The 19030-nt window shown below is 24.3% G+C and carries 16 protein-coding genes; 13 read left to right on the forward strand and 3 right to left on the reverse strand.

Annotated features, from left to right (window positions below; genetic code table 4):
- The first annotated feature begins 118 nt into the window (after positions 1–118).
- On the forward strand, positions 119–1093 hold the full coding sequence (locus tag EXC57_RS01940; protein ID WP_129692553.1) for an IS30 family transposase: 975 nt from the start codon (positions 119–121) through the stop codon (positions 1091–1093).
- A 110-nt stretch (positions 1094–1203) separates the two neighbouring features.
- Here the strand turns inward: EXC57_RS01940 and EXC57_RS01945 are convergent, their stop codons facing one another.
- The gene (locus EXC57_RS01945) at positions 1204–2025 is read right to left on the reverse strand and encodes a Cof-type HAD-IIB family hydrolase (protein ID WP_004024844.1); all 822 of its coding nucleotides are present in this window, start codon (positions 2023–2025) and stop codon (positions 1204–1206) included.
- A gap of 156 nt (positions 2026–2181) precedes the next feature.
- Here EXC57_RS01945 and EXC57_RS01950 point away from each other — a divergent pair, with 156 nt between their 5' ends.
- Genes EXC57_RS01950 through EXC57_RS01960 form a run of 3 tightly spaced genes read left to right on the forward strand, consistent with a single transcriptional unit; the run spans position 2182 to position 4972 of the window.
- On the forward strand, positions 2182–3339 hold the full coding sequence (locus tag EXC57_RS01950) for an iron-containing alcohol dehydrogenase (protein ID WP_004024843.1): 1158 nt from the start codon (positions 2182–2184) through the stop codon (positions 3337–3339).
- Positions 3340–3345: 6 nt separating this feature from the next.
- Complete coding sequence (locus EXC57_RS01955; RefSeq protein WP_004024842.1) at positions 3346–4572, forward strand: thiamine pyrophosphate-binding protein; 1227 nt, start codon at positions 3346–3348, stop codon at positions 4570–4572.
- 13 nt (positions 4573–4585) lie between these two features.
- The gene (locus EXC57_RS01960; protein WP_229502536.1) at positions 4586–4972 is read left to right on the forward strand and encodes a thiamine pyrophosphate-dependent enzyme; all 387 of its coding nucleotides are present in this window, start codon (positions 4586–4588) and stop codon (positions 4970–4972) included.
- 21 nt (positions 4973–4993) lie between these two features.
- Here EXC57_RS01960 and EXC57_RS01965 read toward each other — a convergent pair whose 3' ends face one another.
- Positions 4994–5575: a YigZ family protein gene (locus EXC57_RS01965; protein WP_004024840.1), complete on the reverse strand. Its 582-nt coding sequence runs from the start codon at positions 5573–5575 to the stop codon at positions 4994–4996.
- A gap of 594 nt (positions 5576–6169) precedes the next feature.
- Here EXC57_RS01965 and EXC57_RS01970 point away from each other — a divergent pair.
- The 7 genes from EXC57_RS01970 to EXC57_RS01990 all read left to right on the forward strand — a co-directional run bounded on the left by EXC57_RS01970 (position 6170) and on the right by EXC57_RS01990 (position 16254).
- Positions 6170–6943 (forward strand): hypothetical protein, encoded by a 774-nt coding sequence (locus EXC57_RS01970; protein WP_129692554.1) that lies wholly within the window; start codon positions 6170–6172, stop codon positions 6941–6943.
- Positions 6944–6961: 18 nt separating this feature from the next.
- A complete protein-coding gene (locus EXC57_RS01975) occupies positions 6962–7936 on the forward strand; it encodes an IS30 family transposase (protein ID WP_129692495.1) in 975 nt (324 codons plus the stop codon).
- A gap of 69 nt (positions 7937–8005) precedes the next feature.
- A complete protein-coding gene (locus EXC57_RS05155; RefSeq protein WP_159402886.1) occupies positions 8006–8146 on the forward strand; it encodes a hypothetical protein in 141 nt (46 codons plus the stop codon).
- Between the two features lie 832 nt (positions 8147–8978).
- On the forward strand, positions 8979–9131 hold the full coding sequence (locus tag EXC57_RS05160) for a hypothetical protein (protein WP_004025421.1): 153 nt from the start codon (positions 8979–8981) through the stop codon (positions 9129–9131).
- Positions 9132–9197: 66 nt separating this feature from the next.
- Positions 9198–10322, forward strand: a complete 1125-nt coding sequence (locus EXC57_RS01980) for a hypothetical protein (RefSeq protein WP_129692555.1) — start codon at positions 9198–9200, stop codon at positions 10320–10322.
- 45 nt (positions 10323–10367) lie between these two features.
- Positions 10368–11300, forward strand: coding sequence for a hypothetical protein (locus EXC57_RS01985; RefSeq protein WP_036451464.1), 933 nt, complete (start codon positions 10368–10370; stop codon positions 11298–11300).
- A 961-nt stretch (positions 11301–12261) separates the two neighbouring features.
- Positions 12262–16254, forward strand: coding sequence for a hypothetical protein (locus EXC57_RS01990; protein WP_004025417.1), 3993 nt, complete (start codon positions 12262–12264; stop codon positions 16252–16254).
- Between the two features lie 156 nt (positions 16255–16410).
- Here the strand turns inward: EXC57_RS01990 and EXC57_RS01995 are convergent, their stop codons facing one another.
- Complete coding sequence (locus EXC57_RS01995; RefSeq protein WP_129692495.1) at positions 16411–17385, reverse strand: IS30 family transposase; 975 nt, start codon at positions 17383–17385, stop codon at positions 16411–16413.
- Positions 17386–17703: 318 nt separating this feature from the next.
- Here EXC57_RS01995 and EXC57_RS02000 point away from each other — a divergent pair, with 318 nt between their 5' ends.
- Both EXC57_RS02000 and EXC57_RS02005 read left to right on the forward strand, forming a co-directional pair.
- Positions 17704–18438 (forward strand): hypothetical protein, encoded by a 735-nt coding sequence (locus tag EXC57_RS02000; protein WP_004025416.1) that lies wholly within the window; start codon positions 17704–17706, stop codon positions 18436–18438.
- 14 nt (positions 18439–18452) lie between these two features.
- Positions 18453–18950, forward strand: coding sequence for a hypothetical protein (locus EXC57_RS02005; protein WP_004025415.1), 498 nt, complete (start codon positions 18453–18455; stop codon positions 18948–18950).
- Positions 18951–19030: the final 80 nt, after the last annotated feature.

Raw genomic sequence — 19030 nt, forward strand, 5'->3', positions numbered from 1 at the left:
AAACCTAATATTTGCTCGACTGACATGTGAAGTGCAACACTCGAAAAAGAGTGTGCACTTCATTTGTTTTGTTTGTAAGTGTTCACTAATAAAAAGATAATGAATATTAGGAGTGCTTATGAAAACTTATAAACATTTAACAAAAGAAGAAAGATGCTTAATTTATTTTCTTTGAAATAAAGAAAAATATTCTATGAATAAGATTGCAAAAATCTTAAATAAAAACAAATCAACAATATCAAGAGAATTAAAAAGAAACACATCTTCAACAGGAATTTATTATTCATCAAATGCTCACAAAAAATACATTAGAAGAAAATCAAATTGTCATATGTTTTTTATGTTGAAGTACAAAAACTTCACAGATCTTTTTATTCAAAAATTTAATCCTAAATCTCATGGTGTAGAAGCTACAATTTTTTGAATAAAAGAAAACTATCCATTAGTTAAAGTTCCAAGTGCTAGGCAAGTATTTAGATGAATCAATAGCAAGATTTGAAAGATACAAAGAAGAGATTGTTTAAGAAGAAAATATGTTAAAGGAAAAAGAAGAAAAATAGGTATATTTTCTAAAATTGATGGAAAATACTGCATTCCTTATAGTCTAAGACCAGAAAAGATAAACAAAAGAAAAGAATTTGGACATTGAGAAGCTGATCTAATAGTTAGTAAAAGGCAAAGTGGTTATTACCACTTATTAACATTAGTAGAAAGAAAAACAAGGTTGGCAATTATTAGAAAAATAAAAGGTAAAAACGCTAGATCAATGATGGCTAAAATGTATACCATTATTCGAGATGAAAAACTCCCAATAAAAAGCATCACTGTTGATAATGGGTTAGAGTTTCAAATGATGGGAATAACTGCAAAACAATTCAACTTTAAAGTTTATTATTGCCAACCTTATTCTTCATTCCAAAGATGGTCCAACGAGAACATAAATGGGATAGTTAGAAGATGATATAAAAAAGGAACTGACTTCAGTTTAGTAAGTGAAGATAAAATAAAAACTCTTGAATGAAAAGTAAACAACATCCCAAGAAAAATGTTTGGTTATAAAACAGCTTACCAAATGTATCAAGAAAATATTTAAAACAAAAAACTCTCAACTTATATTTCAAAGTCGAGAGTTTAATGTAACATTGAAGTGTTGCACTTCACATGTCAGTTAGGGAAATATTAGGGTTAAACCTAATATTTTTTTTATAAATATTTAAATATAAAATCAGCTACTCCAGATTCATCAAATGGTTTTTCTGTAATATAAGTTGCACTTTGTTTTGCTAACTCACTTCCATTCATTAAAACTACAGAGTTTTTAGTTATATTAAACATACTAACATCATTTTCGTTATCACCAAAAACAATAAGTTCATCTAGATCTTTTTCTGTGGCCTTAAATATCCAATTAATTGATTTTCCCTTACTTGTCTTATTACTAAAAATATCAATTAAATCATGTTGTGAACTAACAATCTCAAAGTTTTTAAAATTGTTTATTAAAGAAATATAAAATTCTTTTTGTTCTTGATTATCAAATGGTATTAGAATTTTTATCGGATTCAATCTTTTTAATTTGTCATAATTTGGTTCAAAAACTAGTTTAAAAGTTTTTTTGTATCTATTATTTAATACATCTTGTCTCATTTTTTCAAAGAAGGGAATATCAGCTTTTGTTGAATAAATCCCATCTAAGGTATAAACCATAAAATGAATATTATTTTTTCTAAAAATATCAATAGTATTTAAATAATCTTTATAATCAATATAATTTGAGTCTAAAACTTGTAAATCATTGTTAACAATACAACCACCATTCATAGCAACAGTTGGTAAATCAGGTTCAAGTTCATTGATTGCATATTGAGTCATAAAAAAACTTCTACCTGTTGCAATTCCAATTTTTATTCCTTTATTTTTTAAATAATATATTGCTTTAATATTTTCTTCTGATATCTTTCAATCTTTATTAACTATTGTTCCATCAAGATCAAAATAAGCATATTTGATTTTTTTGTCCATCATATATAAACTCCTAAATTTTATAATTTAAATTATTTTTCATTACAAATAAAATAAATAAACTTTTTCCCAACATATTTATTCTATATTTTTTTATTTTAGTTAATAAAAGTTTTTATTTTATATAATTATTTTTAGGATTAAATTGAGGTAAAAAATATGAATTATTTTCACTTAAAACCAAAATATTATTTTGGGGATAATGCAATACAAGGATTAGAAAAAGAATTAAAATTAAAAAGTTTTAAAAAAGTTATGATTTTATCTGGAAAAAGCTCTATTTTTAAAAATGGTATTTATGATCAAATAACAAATATTTTGAATTCAGTTGGTGTTGAATTTGTTGTTTTTTCTGGAATTGAACCAAACCCAAGAGATACCACTTTGGACAAAGCAATTGAACTTGGTAGATATGAAAATGTTGACCTTATCATTGCAGCTGGAGGTGGAAGTGTTATTGATGCTTCAAAGGTTATAGCAACATTAATAACAAATACAAATTATGATAACTCATGGGATTATGTAAAAGATAATAGTAATATAACAAATAAACCTGTTCCAATAATATCTATTATTACATTAGCTGGAACAGCTAGTGAAAATAATTCAGGTAGTGTAATTACAAATGAAGCATTAAAAGAAAAATGCTCAGTGCTTAGTGTTTATGCAACTCCGTATGTTGCAATAGAAGATCCAAGATATACTTTTACTGTTAACAAATGACAAACTGCTTCTGGGATATTTGATTGTTTTAGTCATTTGTTAGAGCAATATTTTGGTGAACAAACCTTTGATTGAACTAAAGAGATGATTTTTGCAAACATGAGAGTTTTATTAAAAAACTCTTTAAAGTGTTTACATGAACCAAGTAACTTTTTAGCAAGAGCCAATGTTCTTTGAACAACATCAATGTCATTAAATGGTATAACAAGTTTTTCAAGTGATTCTGACTGAAGTGTACATGTTATTGAACATGCATTTAGTGGATTGTGAGATATTACTCATGGTGCTGGTTTAGCTTTAATTACTCCTGTTTACATGAAAATTAGAGGCGAAAAAGAAGAATGATTCAAAAATAAAGTAATTGAGTTGGGAAAAGAAGTTTTTAAAACAACTAGTTTTGATTCAACAATTACTTTTATTGAAGATTTTATAAAATGTATAGGACTTCCAAGTAAGTGAAATGAATTTGAAGAAATAAAAAAATTTGATGATGAAGATGCACTACATCTATTAACACACACAATTAAATTTGGAGAACCAAAATTAAAAGAAATATATAAAGAAGTTATAAACACAATTAAAAACAATAAGTAGGTTATTATGTATACTGTAGCAAATTATTTATTAGATAAAATTTCAAAACTAGGTGTTAAAAAAATATTTGGTGTTCCAGGTGATTTTAATTTAGAATTTTTAGACTTTATATTAAAAAATGATAAATTGGATTGAGTTGGAAGTGTTAATGAATTAAATGCAGCATATTGTGCTGATGGATATGCCAGAGTAAATGGTGTTGGTGTAGTTGTTACAACTTATGGTGTTGGTGAATTAAGTGCAATTAATGGAATTGCTGGTAGTTATAGTGAAGATATTCCAATTATTCATATTGTTGGTGTTCCTCCAACTTTTTTAGTTAATAGTAATAAAGTTGTGCATCATACTTTGGGAAATTATAAATTTGATGAATTTAAAAAAATTTATGAAAATGTAACTTGCCATCAAGTGTGAATTGATTTTATAAACCCAATAGATCAAATTAATTCAGCAATTCAAAGTTGTATTATATATAAAAAACCAATTTACATTATGTTACCAACAGATGTTATGAAAATGGAAATTGGTCCTATAAATAGAGATATTTATTTCCCAACAATTTATGATTTTGAATCTGTTAATAATGTGACAAATGATTTATATAATAAAATTAAGAATTCAAAACAAGCTGTAATTATTGCTGGGAATAAAATTACAAGTTATAGATTGAAAAAATATTTTAATAGATTTGTTAATAATGCAAAAATATCAGTTGTTAATACAATGTATGGTAAAAGTAGTTTTGATGAAAGTAATGATTTTTTTGCAGGAATATATATAGGTAAAAATACAGCAGATAAACAACTTCAAGAATTTGTAGATAATGCAGATTTAATTATTTCTGTTGGAAATAAATTTACAGATTTATCAAGTTCAAATTTTCAATTGGGATTTAATAAAGAAAAAATGTTTATCATTGATGATAAGTGTGTATGTTATGATGGAAAACAAATTGATAATATTTTATTGAATTCAGTTGTTAAAAAATTATCTAATATGGAATTTAATTATGATGGTATAAACTATAAAGCGAAAAATATTTTAAGTAAAAGTGTTGATCCAAAAGACAAGATTACTTATGATGATTTTTATTCAATATTGAATTCAACAATTAGTAATGATGATATTGTTGTGTCTGATATGGGAACATGTAGTTTTGCTGCTCAATATCTTAATTTAAAAGAGAATACAGAATTTATTATGCAACCATTTATATGCGTCAATTGGTTTTAGTTTACCAGCTAGTATTGGTGTAAAAATGGCTAAATGAAACAGTAGAGTTATCAATATTATTGGAGATGGTGCTTTCAATATGACTTTAAATGAAATTGCAACTATAGTTAGAAATAAAATACCAATGATAACATTCTTAATTAATAACAAAGGATACACGATTGAAAGAGTTATTCATGGTCCTAATGAAATTTATAATGATATAGGTGTTATAGATTATTCAAAATTACTTGAAGGTTTTGATAATAAAAATAGACATATACTTTATTTTGATATTCTAACCAATGAAGACTTATTGAACTGTTTGATAAAAATTAGTGATATTGATGACAAATACATTTTTGTTAATGTAAATATTGATCCATTAGATATCCCTAAAAGTTTAAAAAGTGTGTTTTAAAATAGGATTAACTCCTTTTTTTTATTTTCTAATATATTTTTTATAAATCGGTTTTAACTCATTTTTGATTTCTGAATTATCTAAAGTTGTTACAATTTTACAACCACTATCTAATACATTTTTTTGAAATATAATTTCATTATTTTTTATTAGCTTATTAATCAGATTGTTAAATTCATTAAAATTAACATTAAGCTCATAAATGTTTGTTTCTACTAAATTACATAATTGCGTTTCATTTATTAAAGAGTTTGCAGCATTAAAATAACTTCTTGTTAATAACCCTAACCCAAGCTTTGATTTACCCATAAATCTTATTACAACTATTAAGCAATTATATAAGTTGTTATTTTGAATAACATCAAAAATTTTCTTTCCACTAGATCCTGATGGTTCACTACTTTCTTCAATCTTTATTTCATTATTAATTAATCTATATGCATAACATATATGTTTTGCTTTAGGGTTATTAATAGTTATTTCATTTATGATTTTTTTGATTTCATCATTGTTTTCAACATAAAAACTATATGTTGTAAATTTTGATGTTTTTACAACAAGTGTATTATGAGTATTAGTTTTTATTGTGTTAAATGTTTTCATATCAATTTTATACAACTAATAAAATTATAATTTTTATTTCTATATAATATTTATATAAAGTTAATTTATTCAAGTTAAATTAAGTATTGCAGGTAAATGAATGAATATAACACTTTTTTTAAAAAAATGTAGTCTTGAATTATTTTTCTAAAAATTGTTTAATATATATGTACGGTGATTAGATAATAAAAGTATGATTTAATTTCTTGAAACTAACGTGAAAATTAAAATAATGTTTATATGGCGTTAGGTATAAAAAATTGTTTGACCAGCAATGATATATATCAATTTTTATATTAGTTGATAGAGCTTAATGAGTATAATAAAACAAAAGCTGTGCAAGGGTTTGTGAATAAAACAGATATTATATGTATTTTATTTTGTCGAGAAAATGTACATCTAATAACTTCTGGTTTATGATGCAACGTGCGGGACTGATCGGGTGTCTCGCTTTTTTTATTTATATAAACCTAACACTGAGAAAATAATTTTATTAAATGTATAAAAATATTATTTTTAATTCTAATAATAATGAAAATATGTATCTAAAGATGATGTTTATAGTTTAGAATATTTGCATTAAAAAGGAATTATATGGAAAATCAAAAAGAAACAAAAATTGAGAATCAAGAAATAATTGAGAATCAAGAAATTCGAAAAAATATTACTGATTATTTTAACAGTAAGAGAGAATCTGGTGAACTTTTTAAGTTAAAAATTTCCCAAGATAATTATGATAAACTTAAAAATACTAGTGATTTCAAAGAGTATTCTAAAAGTATCTTTGTAAACAAAGCAAATAAAAGGATATATAAGTTTTTTTGATCTAATTTTTTTATTGAATGAATTTTATTTTTATTTTGAATTGCAACTATATTTGCTGCTATTGATTCTTTTTCTAACAAAGACTTGCTTAGTACAAAAGGAATTGTTTTCATAGCTGCAAGTGCATTCTATATTTTATATAGCGGATTGACGCAATTATTTATGTTTAATCTATATAATAGTTGGCAAGTTGATTCATCTACTAACAATAGATTGGATATTAAAAAAAATTGAAATTGTAAGTTTTTTGTTGAAGAGTATTTGAAATGTTCTTTTGAATTTGTAAATAATGTAGAAATATCTGAGGAGAGAAAACAAGAGTGAGAAAAAAATTTTTCTGCATCCCAATATAAGATTCAAAAAAAGGGAAAAGATCTTGAAAACAAGAAACCTTCTTTTTTAGTAAAGAAAATGAATAAAGAAAATTATATTAGAAAATCTAAAATATTTTCTTTAGCTCGATTGACATGTGAAGTGCAACACTCAAAAAAGAGTGTGCACTTCATTTGTTTTGTTTGTAAGTGTTCACTAATAAAAAGATAATGAATATTAGGAGTGCTTATGAAAACTTATAAACATTTAACAAAAGAAGAAAGATGCTTAATTTATTTTCTTTGAAATAAAGAAAAATATTCTATGAATAAGATTGCAAAAATCTTAAATAAAAACAAATCAACAATATCAAGAGAATTAAAAAGAAACACATCTTCAACAGGGATTTATTATTCATCAACTGCTCACAAAAAATACATTAGAAGAAAATCAAATTGTCATATGTTTTTTATGTTGAAGTACAAAAACTTCACAGATCTTTTTATTCAAAAATTTAATCCTAAATCTCATGGTGTAGAAGCTACAATTTTTTGAATAAAAGAAAACTATCCGTTAGTTAAAGTTCCAAGTGCTAGGCAAGTATTTAGATGAATCAATAGCAAGATTTGAAAGATACAAAGAAGAGATTGTTTAAGAAGAAAATATGTTAAAGGAAAAAGAAGAAAAATAGGTATATTTTCTAAAATTGATGGAAAATACTGCATTCCTTATAGTCTAAGACCAGAAAAGATAAACAATAGAAAAGAATTTGGACATTGAGAAGCTGATCTAATAGTTAGTAAAAGGCAAAGTGGTTATTACCACTTATTGACATTAGTGGAAAGAAAAACAAGGTTGGCAATTATTAGAAAAATAAAAGGGAAGAACGCTAGATCAATGATGGCTAAAATGTATACCATTATTCGAGATGAAAAACTCCCAATAAAAAGCATCACTGTTGATAATGGGTTAGAGTTTCAAATGATGGGAATAACTGCAAAACAATTCAACTTTAAAGTTTATTATTGCCAACCTTATTCTTCATTCCAAAGAGGGTCCAACGAGAACATAAATGGGATAGTTAGAAGATGATATAAAAAAGGAACTGACTTCAGTTTAGTAAGTGAAGATAAAATAAAAACTCTTGAATGAAAAGTAAACAACATCCCAAGAAAAATGTTTGGTTATAAAACAGCTTACCAAATGTATCAAGAAAATATTTAAAACAAAAAAACTCTCAACTTATATTTCAAAGTCGAGAGTTTAATGTAACATTGAAGTGTTGCACTTCACATGTCAGTTAGGGATAAAGAAAATTATATTAGAAAATCTAAAATATTTTCTTTATTAGTAACTGATTGTTTTTGAGTTTTTAGTGGATTCTCTATTATTTCAATTATAGTTTTAGTGATTATTGTTACAACTATTTTATAAAAAAAATATATTTATAAATTTTGTTCTATATCTAAGAAACTATTTTAAAATTTTTCTAAAAAATGTTGTCTTTGTTAATTTATTTATAATATGTTTTTTTAATATGACTCTTAAATCTATAATTTTTATTTTGTTAAGTTAAATTACGTTGTATGAATTGCATTTTTATTTGATGCAATTCATTTTTTGTCAAACTATTGAATTTAGGAATTTTTGTTTTAGATATATATGTATTTTATTTTAGTGGAAACATTATATGTTAAATTACATATTTAAAATAAAGGTATTAATTAAAAAAAGTTGAATTATGAAAACATAAATATAATTAATGATAACTATGATAGTATGCAATTTTTGGAGAAACTCATTTTTTATATTAGGTTATCCATTAAATTAATTCTTAAGAACCATTTTATATAACATAATCTATCAAAAATTATATAGTCAATTGATTTATTGAGTTAATTAAGAGTAGTTTTTTAATTATGATTTTATTTATGGATTAAGTGTACATACATATATTTGTTTTTACAAGTTTAATTGAATTAAATGCATATTAACACTATTAACTTTGATATTTTTTACTAAATTTCAATTTTCATCTTATTTATTACATGTAACTCTCTTTATTAGAATTTATTTCAAACTTTTTTCTAGATCTAGTTTCTTCAAAAATTTGTACACTACCTATAAAATTGGGACAGTACATAAAACTTTAAACGAAGTTTTTCAAATATTAGATAAGTTATGTAATTTTTATTATTTTTTAAAACTTTTAATCCAGGAAAACTATTTATTTAAATTATAATTAGCTTGTAATTAGGGAGTTTATATGATTAAAAAAAGAAATAAATCAATTGTTTGAGCAAGTTTATTTAGTGTATTATTTGCTTCATTTTCTGCACCTTTTATATATAGTAACGCAAGTAATAATAGTCAACATATAGTAAATAATTATAATTTTGACTATGATGATAGTTTATAAAAAATTTCTGATCTAACATTAAACAAACAGAAAGAAATTTTTAAAAATGTTAAAGTTGATGATATATTGACGGAAATTAAAAATCCAAATAGCATTCTTTATAATTCTACGCAAGGATTAAATAACAATTTGGATTATCATGACTATAGTAAAATGAATGTTTATACAGAAATAAATAATAATATTGATGAATTTAAATCAATAGCTACGAACATACTAAACGGAACTACAAATGTTAATTTTATAAAAGAAAATTTAGATAATTTTAAAAATAATAATCCTTATGAATATGGCAAAATTATAGAAAAAATTAATAAGACAATAGTAAATTTTAATGCGGAAAATAACAATAATAATTTAATTAATTATGATAAAAACATACATATGAATTCTATGCTTCGTTCATCATCTAATAAAATAGAGGATATAGTTGTAGAATTTGAGGATAATGAAAAAATTACTATTACTGCAGATCAAATTGCTTTTTTCACTAAGTCAGAGAAATTTTTGTCTAGATTATCCATATATAGAGACAAAACATATGGTGTTGCAGTTGCATCTGCGACTTTAACAGCAGCATCATGAGCTATAGCAGCATTTTATTGAGGTGCATGATGAATGTTTGGAGGTAATATACCATTTGCTGTAGCTGCAACTGTACAAGCGGGTATTTCAACTTACCTATCAGTAAGAAGTTTTGATGAATATTACGATATAAGAGATAGAGTAAAAGATTTAAGTGACGTTGTTTACTCTAAAGAATTTAAAGATATGAAACTTATATCTGAGTGCTTATTGGATGAAGCGAGAAATCAGTTAAAAAATTCTGCTATAAATTTTATTAAATTTATAGCAAAATTTACCAATGTTATTCAATTATATAAGAAAGCTATTGAATTAATAATAAAAAAAATCTCTATTGAATTTGAAAAATATATTAATACAATTGTAAATAATACATCATGAAAAAATGTTATAAGTTTTGCTAATAAAACTCCTTTCAAATCTTTAATAATGCAAATAAATAAAAAGTCTACAGAATTTGTAACAGAAATAGTAACTAAAAAAGCTTTAATGAAAGGTTTGAGTTGAGCATCTAATGCAATTCTTGTCATTGATATAATCATAAGTATATCTAGTTTTTTTATTGATGTAGGAATATTTAATAATAGTGAACTATCATCTTGATAAGATGCATTTTTAATTCTTAGTGGCAAATATAAATGGAGTTTTCTTATGGAAGGCAATAGCACAATATATAACAATGAAGTTAATAATGATAAATTAGACACAGAGAGTGAAATTAAAACTAATACTAAAAAGAAAAAAAAGAAATTTGATATAGAAGAATTAAAAAAAGGATACCCTTTATATATTTCATACCCCAAATCATATTATGTATGTTTAGATGAAATTGATGAAATATCTAAAACTAATGAAATTAAAAAATTATTGTCTTATAATAATTCATTTTTAAAAATAAAGAAAAACAAACATAAATTTATTTTTAACCTTATGTTATTCATTCTTTCAACATTGATTGGACCAATGGTTTGAATTGCGGTTTTATTTTTGGTTATTTATATTACATTGATTTTAAATCATAACAATAAAAGATCAGCTTTTTTAGATTATGGAATAGCAGTTATTTTTTTATGAATATATAGACTTTTCAGTTTGTGTATTTGACAACTATCTTGATTAAAAAAATTTAATCCTTCAAAATATAAAGAAAGTTATCCATATATTTCTAAAAGTCCTTTTACCATAGCTAGTTCTTCTTTTATGTCAATTTTGCTTTGATATTCTTGTAACTTATTTTATAAAAATTTTAAAATCAATATTACAAATGATAATAAATTTAAACCTATTGATAAGAGTGAAGATTTTAAAAATTATATTTGTTCAACATGAACTTTTTACCAACAAAGTTTAGATTCTATTCCATTTATTAATTGTGATAAAAATGATTTTAAAGCCAAATGTACTTATGTTGAAAACATCGGTGATAAAGATCAATTATATGTGAGAAAAGGTTTTGAAAAGAAGCTAAATTTTTTAGATAATTTATATTTTTTATTTCTTTTAAAACAGTGAACGCTTCTAATTCCACATGTTTGTATTTATGGAACAGTAGCATGATATATTTATCCATTATTAATTAGATAATATTAATTTAAATTGTAGTTTATATAGCTACAATTTTTTATTTACTATTATGAATGGGTTTTTACATGATTATATTTGTAAACAGGTATAAAAATTGCTTTTCGCAAGTTCAAAGTGATTTTGTACATGAAATGAGTTAATGAGTTCTAAATGATTTTGTCTCTTTTAAGATTCTAGTTTAGTTTTTAAGGTTAACTTATGAAATATTATTAATTAAAATACAAATTCAATAATACATTGCAATAGGTCAATTCAATGTTTTGACCTATTAACAATTAATTTTTGATTTTATTACTTGATTGCTAATTAATATTTTTTTAAACCAAGGGTTTATAGATTGTCTGTTTGTTTTTAAGATAAAATGCTTTTATTTTTCTAGTTAGTTTAATTGAACATAATATAAATTACATTCTATTTCTTAAAAATTTTTGTCACATTAATTACTTTTTAGTATTTGATTTTTGCTACATTAATAATTCATGAAATTTATTTTTGTTCCTAATATAATAGCAATTTTTTGGAAATAAACTAGCATTAATTCATATGTGTTCTTGATATAAAGGCCTTTTAATCGAATTTTTATTATTAATTTTTACTAATAATTGAGACTAAAAGTATTTTATTTACAATATTTTGTAGTAGTATAAAAGCAAGAAGGGGATGGAAAATTTATGAAAGGGAATGCTAAGCAAGGATAAGTGACATATTTTATTTGTTTATTCTAATATTTTTATATTAGTATAAATGTTTTTTAATACTGTTTTCACAATAGTTAAATAAATATTATGTTTGTGAAATTTAGATTATACTATTTTGATTTAAATCTATTATTAAATTATTTTATAAATAGAAAATTATTTTAATGTTAATGCAGTATCAGTAATTTAATTCAATGGTGGTTTTCTAAAATTTTGCTACCAAATAATATGTTTACTTTTGCTTAAGTTTTTAGGGTTATATTATGTCGAGTAAGTTTATTAAAAAAACATTTAACAAGAATTATTTTATTAAAAGGAAAAAGACATTTTTGTTAATTGGACCATTTGTTATAGCAACTGTTCCAATACTTTCATCTGTTTCCTTATCGCAAAATTTTTCAACATTAAATCAGTATTTTGGTCCATATTCATTTGGCGATAAATTTTTTGCTTCTTATGGTGATTTAGTTGATTATGTTGATAAAAATTCAAAAGTTATTAATCTTGAAGGAAATAATTCAAAATGAACTGCAACAATAAATGGAGTTACTAGAACATTCAACGATCCAAATGAGTTGAGACAAACTTTACTTGAAAATCTTGTAAAAGTTAAACAAGTTAAAACAGATGTTGATTTAAGTAAATATGCTGGGCCTAATGGTATATTAGGGTTAACTAATCAAGAAGTGTGAAAACATATCACTCCGGTTTCGAATGAAAAAAACATTGTTTACCAAGGAAATAATGATCAAACATACACAAACCAAGAAGATGCATACAAATCATACTTTCACACTAAAGAAGGATATATATTTAATGGTATTACCTTTTCTGACAAAACATCTTTAAAAAATTATTTAGAAAGAGACTATTTCCCTAATAGACAAAACACAAACAACACTGTGGTAATAACATCACCAAATGGTAAGTCATTACCAATTGATTTAACTAAACAAAATGCACAAGAACTTTTAAATAATTTCATCACTGAAAATGCTGAACTAAGATTAAATTACAAAACAAATGAAAACAATATAGTTGATATTACAAGAAATAATCTTAGTTCAACAATGGATCAAGTTAATATTAAAGATTTAAATTACCAACACATTCAATCAAATGAAGGTGAAAGTAGATACATTATAGATAATAGTGATAATGCAGATTTAATTGGTCCATATTTCTATAAAGGAATTTTAGATATTTCATCATTTAAAAACAAAGACATGTGAAAAAAAGTTAATGGTGTTGCAAAATCAGTTTATGCTGAGTCTAAAGTTGATTCAGTTATTGGTTCTTTCTTCACTTCAATTATTAATGATGATAACAACCTAAATAAAATTCAAGCAGAAAGTGATAATACCAACACTTTGTTATTCAGAACACTATTGAGTGTTACAGATAATTCAACTGAAGGAGAAGTTAAAGAAAAATCATATGATCAATGATTTTTAGAAGAACTAAGAATTAAGAGTCCAGAATTAGCGAGAGCTGTTATTAAAGCAAATGATGCTATGATGACTGGTAAAAAATATAATTCATTCTACAAGATTCCAGTGCTTTATAGTTTTTTAATGCAAAGAGCAATTTCTTGAGAATTGGGACAAGACGTGATTAATCTAATTGTTGATTACTTTACAAATGTATGTAATTTCATCCAAGATATTTTAGAGTTTGCATCTTTATACAATGGTAACTTGCTATTAAGTAAAGATAAACAACACACATTTGATATGGTAAAGTTTTTTCAGATTGGTAATCCTGAATATGACATTAATACTTCAACAGCATACTTTCTAAATGAAATTAAAACAAATTATCCAAATCTTGTTGCAATGACTTATGCTTATACTCAAGCTGAAAATAACATTTCATTAGCTGGTGGGATGATACCATTTGATTCGGTGAGTTTTGACTTCTTGTGAGAAAGTGGAATTATAGATGCAAATGATTTATATGCAATTAAAGAAGATTTAAGAGGTGTTTATAACACATTCTCTCAATTAGATATTAAAGACATGGTTCCAATCTATGTAATAAATAATAAAAACCCTGAAGTTAAAAAAATCCAATTAGAAGAACCTGATGTTTCAAAATGAGGTGATAAGTTAAAAACTATAAAGACAACTAGAAGTGGTCAAGATCTATATTTTTTATTGAGCGCAATTGGTGCTAAAAACAATCAATATTTCTCAATGGCTGAAGGTGTTTTAGGTTCTGAGATAGCTATATTTGTTGAAAGTGGCACGATTGTTAGTGGCGGATATTTAGATAGATTACAAAAGTCTCGTAGGGATGTTGATCTATTACCTTTATTTATTAATTTGGTTAAAGCAAACGAAGGAAAAATTAAAGCATATAGAATTTACCTTGCGTTTATGTTAGATTCTAAAACAAAATCTAATGTATTTGCTAATCGTAAAGATGACATGTCATATGATGAATTCACAAGAAGACTTGCATATTTAATCACTATTGTATTTGGTTCTGCTTCTTTAGTTGCATCATCGTTAAGAGGAGTATACACTACTAGTAAGAATGATGGTGTTGGTGATTCTTTACAGTCAGGGAAAGTTATCCAAGTTGATAAAAACCCAATATTTGATATTTTAGATCCTGTAGACACAAACCATGGAGATAGTGTAAGTGTTAATGTTGGTGACCAGATTGATAGAGGAAATTTACATAGATATGATGGTGATATAAATTCAGTTCGTTCAGATTTTTTAAATCCGAATGTTGCATCAGGAGGGATTACATCAAGAGAGTACTGGCTTCAAATAGATTCACTTACACGTGAAATAATAAATCAAGGTACTTCTGAAATTGAATGAATTGTTAATGATGGTTTAACTTCATCTTCTGTTCGTAGAAATTCAACATCTTCGACAATTATAAACCCTATTGATAATGTTCAAATATCACAGGCTTCTAGTTTTGCTGATGAAGCTGATCTAATATCGTTGCACTCATCAAGTTCAAGTAGTGACGTTAATCATAAAGTTTCCCCTGAATTTAATAAAACAAAGAAAAATTGATGATCTGGATATACTAGTAAATTTGAAAAAATCAAAAAAAATATATTAACTGTTTTGGATCATGCATTAGAAATCTTTGCTGCTACATTATCTATTCTTGAACTTGCGTTCTTCTTTTATGATTTATTTAAAGAAACTTATACTCAAAACTTTTACCAATACACAACAGCAGATGGTACAAGTTTCTATTGAAATGGTGGATTATCGGTTTCTAAGTATTTTGGTTTTGTTAACTATGAAATTTCAAATATTAGTCAAATGGAACTAATTGACCCAGTAGTAATAACACTTCCACAAGTAGAAGAATATTATTACTATAATGGTATAAAATACTATGACTCTAGTGAGTTAAAGAGAAGAATATTATTAAATTATATTAATGGTAATGATTCTCCAAGAAACCCTAAATTTAATAAATACTTTGCTTTAATAGGTAATGAAGATGCAACTTCAAAAACAATTGAAGAACTAACACAAAAAGTTATTAAAAGTTTAAATATTACTATGAATCAAAATGGATCTTTTGATATTAGTAAATTAAATAAAGAGTCGCCATACATTCAAACTTTAAGTGCATCATATGATTATGGTTATGTTATTCCTGATAGTGATAATAATGTAACGTTAATACAAAATATTGTTGATAATATCAGACCAGCTTATTTTGTTAAACTTCCATCTGTTAATAGTAATAATATTGCACAAGGACAAGCGGGAGAAATTACTAAATTACCTGGAAAATATTGAGATGGAATGAAAGTTGTTGATAATGGTGAAGTGCCTGATGTTTTATTTGATAACTCAGCAAACGATCTAAAAGAAGGTATTAAAGATCAAAATATTTGAAATAGTGAAAATTTTAAAGAATCTGTTTATACCACAGCAAGCTATCAATCGTTACAAAAATTATATGAAACATTTAAAACTAAATTTAATATAGCAAGTAAAGAAATTTTAAATATCGCTAACACAAGTGGTAAATATAACCAATTACCAAGTGGTGTTACTATTCAAAATTTATACGAAGTAAAAGATGCTAGGACAAATAGAATATATACTTTTTATGACATAAACAAAGCATCGTCATTTATAAGTGAAAATGTTAAATTCAATAAGATAATAGATTCGTCTGAAATCAAAATTGAATTTGAAGGAAAATACTTCTCAAGTAAAAATGAATTATTTGATTGGGTTCATAGGAATATGACTTCGTTATAGCAATATAAAAAATATTTAACAAAATATATAAACTAGGACATTAAAATGGATCAAAACATTTCGATATCCTAGTTCCCTAACTGACATGTGAAGTGCAACACTTCAATGTTACATTAAACTCTCGACTTTGAAATATAAGTTGAGAGTTTTTTTGTTTTAAATATTTTCTTGATACATTTGGTAAGCTGTTTTATAACCAAACATTTTTCTTGGGATGTTGTTTACTTTTCATTCAAGAGTTTTTATTTTATCTTCACTTACTAAACTGAAGTCAGTTCCTTTTTTATATCATCTTCTAACTATCCCATTTATGTTCTCGTTGGACCCTCTTTGGAATGAAGAATAAGGTTGGCAATAATAAACTTTAAAGTTGAATTGTTTTGCAGTTATTCCCATCATTTGAAACTCTAACCCATTATCAACAGTGATGCTTTTTATTGGGAGTTTTTCATCTCGAATAATGGTATACATTTTAGCCATCATTGATCTAGCGTTCTTCCCTTTTATTTTTCTAATAATTGCCAACCTTGTTTTTCTTTCCACTAATGTCAATAAGTGGTAATAACCACTTTGCCTTTTACTAACTATTAGATCAGCTTCTCAATGTCCAAATTCTTTTCTATTGTTTATCTTTTCTGGTCTTAGACTATAAGGAATGCAGTATTTTCCATCAATTTTAGAAAATATACCTATTTTTCTTCTTTTTCCTTTAACATATTTTCTTCTTAAACAATCTCTTCTTTGTATCTTTCAAATCTTGCTATTGATTCATCTAAATACTTGCCTAGCACTTGGAACTTTAACTAACGGATAGTTTTCTTTTATTCAAAAAATTGTAGCTTCTACACCATGAGATTTAGGATTAAATTTTTGAATAAAAAGATCTGTGAAGTTTTTGTACTTCAACATAAAAAACATATGACAATTTGATTTTCTTCTAATGTATTTTTTGTGAGCAGTTGATGAATAATAAATCCCTGTTGAAGATGTGTTTCTTTTTAATTCTCTTGATATTGTTGATTTGTTTTTATTTAAGATTTTTGCAATCTTATTCATAGAATATTTTTCTTTATTTCAAAGAAAATAAATTAAGCATCTTTCTTCTTTTGTTAAATGTTTATAAGTTTTCATAAGCACTCCTAATATTCATTATCTTTTTATTAGTGAACACTTACAAACAAAACAAATGAAGTGCACACTCTTTTTTGAGTGTTGCACTTCACATGTCAATCGAGCAACTAGGACATTAAAATGGATCAAAACATTTCGATATCCTAGTTTAATATTTTGTAGTTGATCTGTTTTGGAAAATTAAAAAGATAGTGATTTATTATAATTTTGAGAATATATACTATATATTTTTATTTACATCTTTTATAAACTTATTCTTAATATATTTTTCTTAATATAAAAATATTTATATAATTTAAATTATAAGGTGAGTTAGTTTTGAAAATTTACCAATTAAAAGATAAATTCAATAATTCTATTTTCTTGAAAAATATATTAATGTCAAAAATTAATATAATTTTTTCTTCTATATTTTTCATTTTTCAATTAGTATCACTTTTTGTGTTTGTTGTTTCGTATATATCTGGTGGTACTAAGTTACTATATTTTGATTATGTTAATTTACACTCAACTATATTAATAGTTTCAAATAGTTTTTTTGCTATGATAATTGGTGGCATATGATCTCATAAATTATTTATTTCTAAAGTTAATATTGAAAAAAGTAAAATTGATTTTGGTAATTTTAAAAATAAATTTTTAGTTCTATTGTTTCTATCAACTATTTATTCGTTTCTAATATTTTTTATGTTTTCAATATTTATGTTGCCATTAAAACTATATTTATTGATGAATAGTCCATTATTATTTTTCTTGTTTCTTTTTGTTGGTACATCAATACTTATTATTACTTTTGCAATGTTTTATATTTTATTTCATTTAATGTTTACTAGAAAATTTTTTATTCCAATCTATTTAGTTATTTTTTCTTTTTTAAGTATATTTTTTGGTTTTGGTGCAAATACATTACCTTCTGGTGGAGAAGTATCTCAATTTATAACAGTTAATAATGCACAAAGACAAATAAAATTTCAACACTATAAAATTAATGATGCTATTTATTTTGTTCCATACTTTGTAACTGAAAAACTTCTTCTAGTGAAGGATCTTTAACCACTGGTAGAAATGTGAATTTATTTTTAGTGGATACTTCTGAATTTAAAGATCTTGAAAATAGAATAAATAATTGAGATGATAAAGTAAAAATATATTCTAATTATTCTTTTTTCACTTCTTATTACATAGCTTCTTTTACACAAAACACAAACTATAGTAACTACATTGATACTGTTGGTGCTTTATCATCAAATTCTATTTTGAATATTTCTTTTTATGGAACAAATCAAAAAATTGTTAAGAATTCATCAAATGATATGTTTCCAAATTTGTTAGAAAAAATAAAAACAAATGATAGTGATTTAATAAATTACAGCATTGATGAAATTACATCAAATAATACAAACAATAAAAACTTTATGTACATTGAAATTGGAAAAGATACTAATCCGTATTGGATTTTTATGATATTACTTGTAGCAATGACAGCAATTATTCTTTTAATAAATTGATTTTTAATTGATAAAAAATATTTAATTTATAAAAGAATAATTAAAGAAAAAAAATAAAAAGGAAATCTAAAATTTTTTTGTAATCATATATAAAAAATATTATTTTTAGTTTGTTTAAATTTTTATACATATAATTC

This window comes from Malacoplasma iowae, from assembly GCF_900660615.1.
Lineage (GTDB): Bacteria > Bacillota_I > Bacilli_A > Mycoplasmatales > Mycoplasmoidaceae > Malacoplasma > Malacoplasma iowae.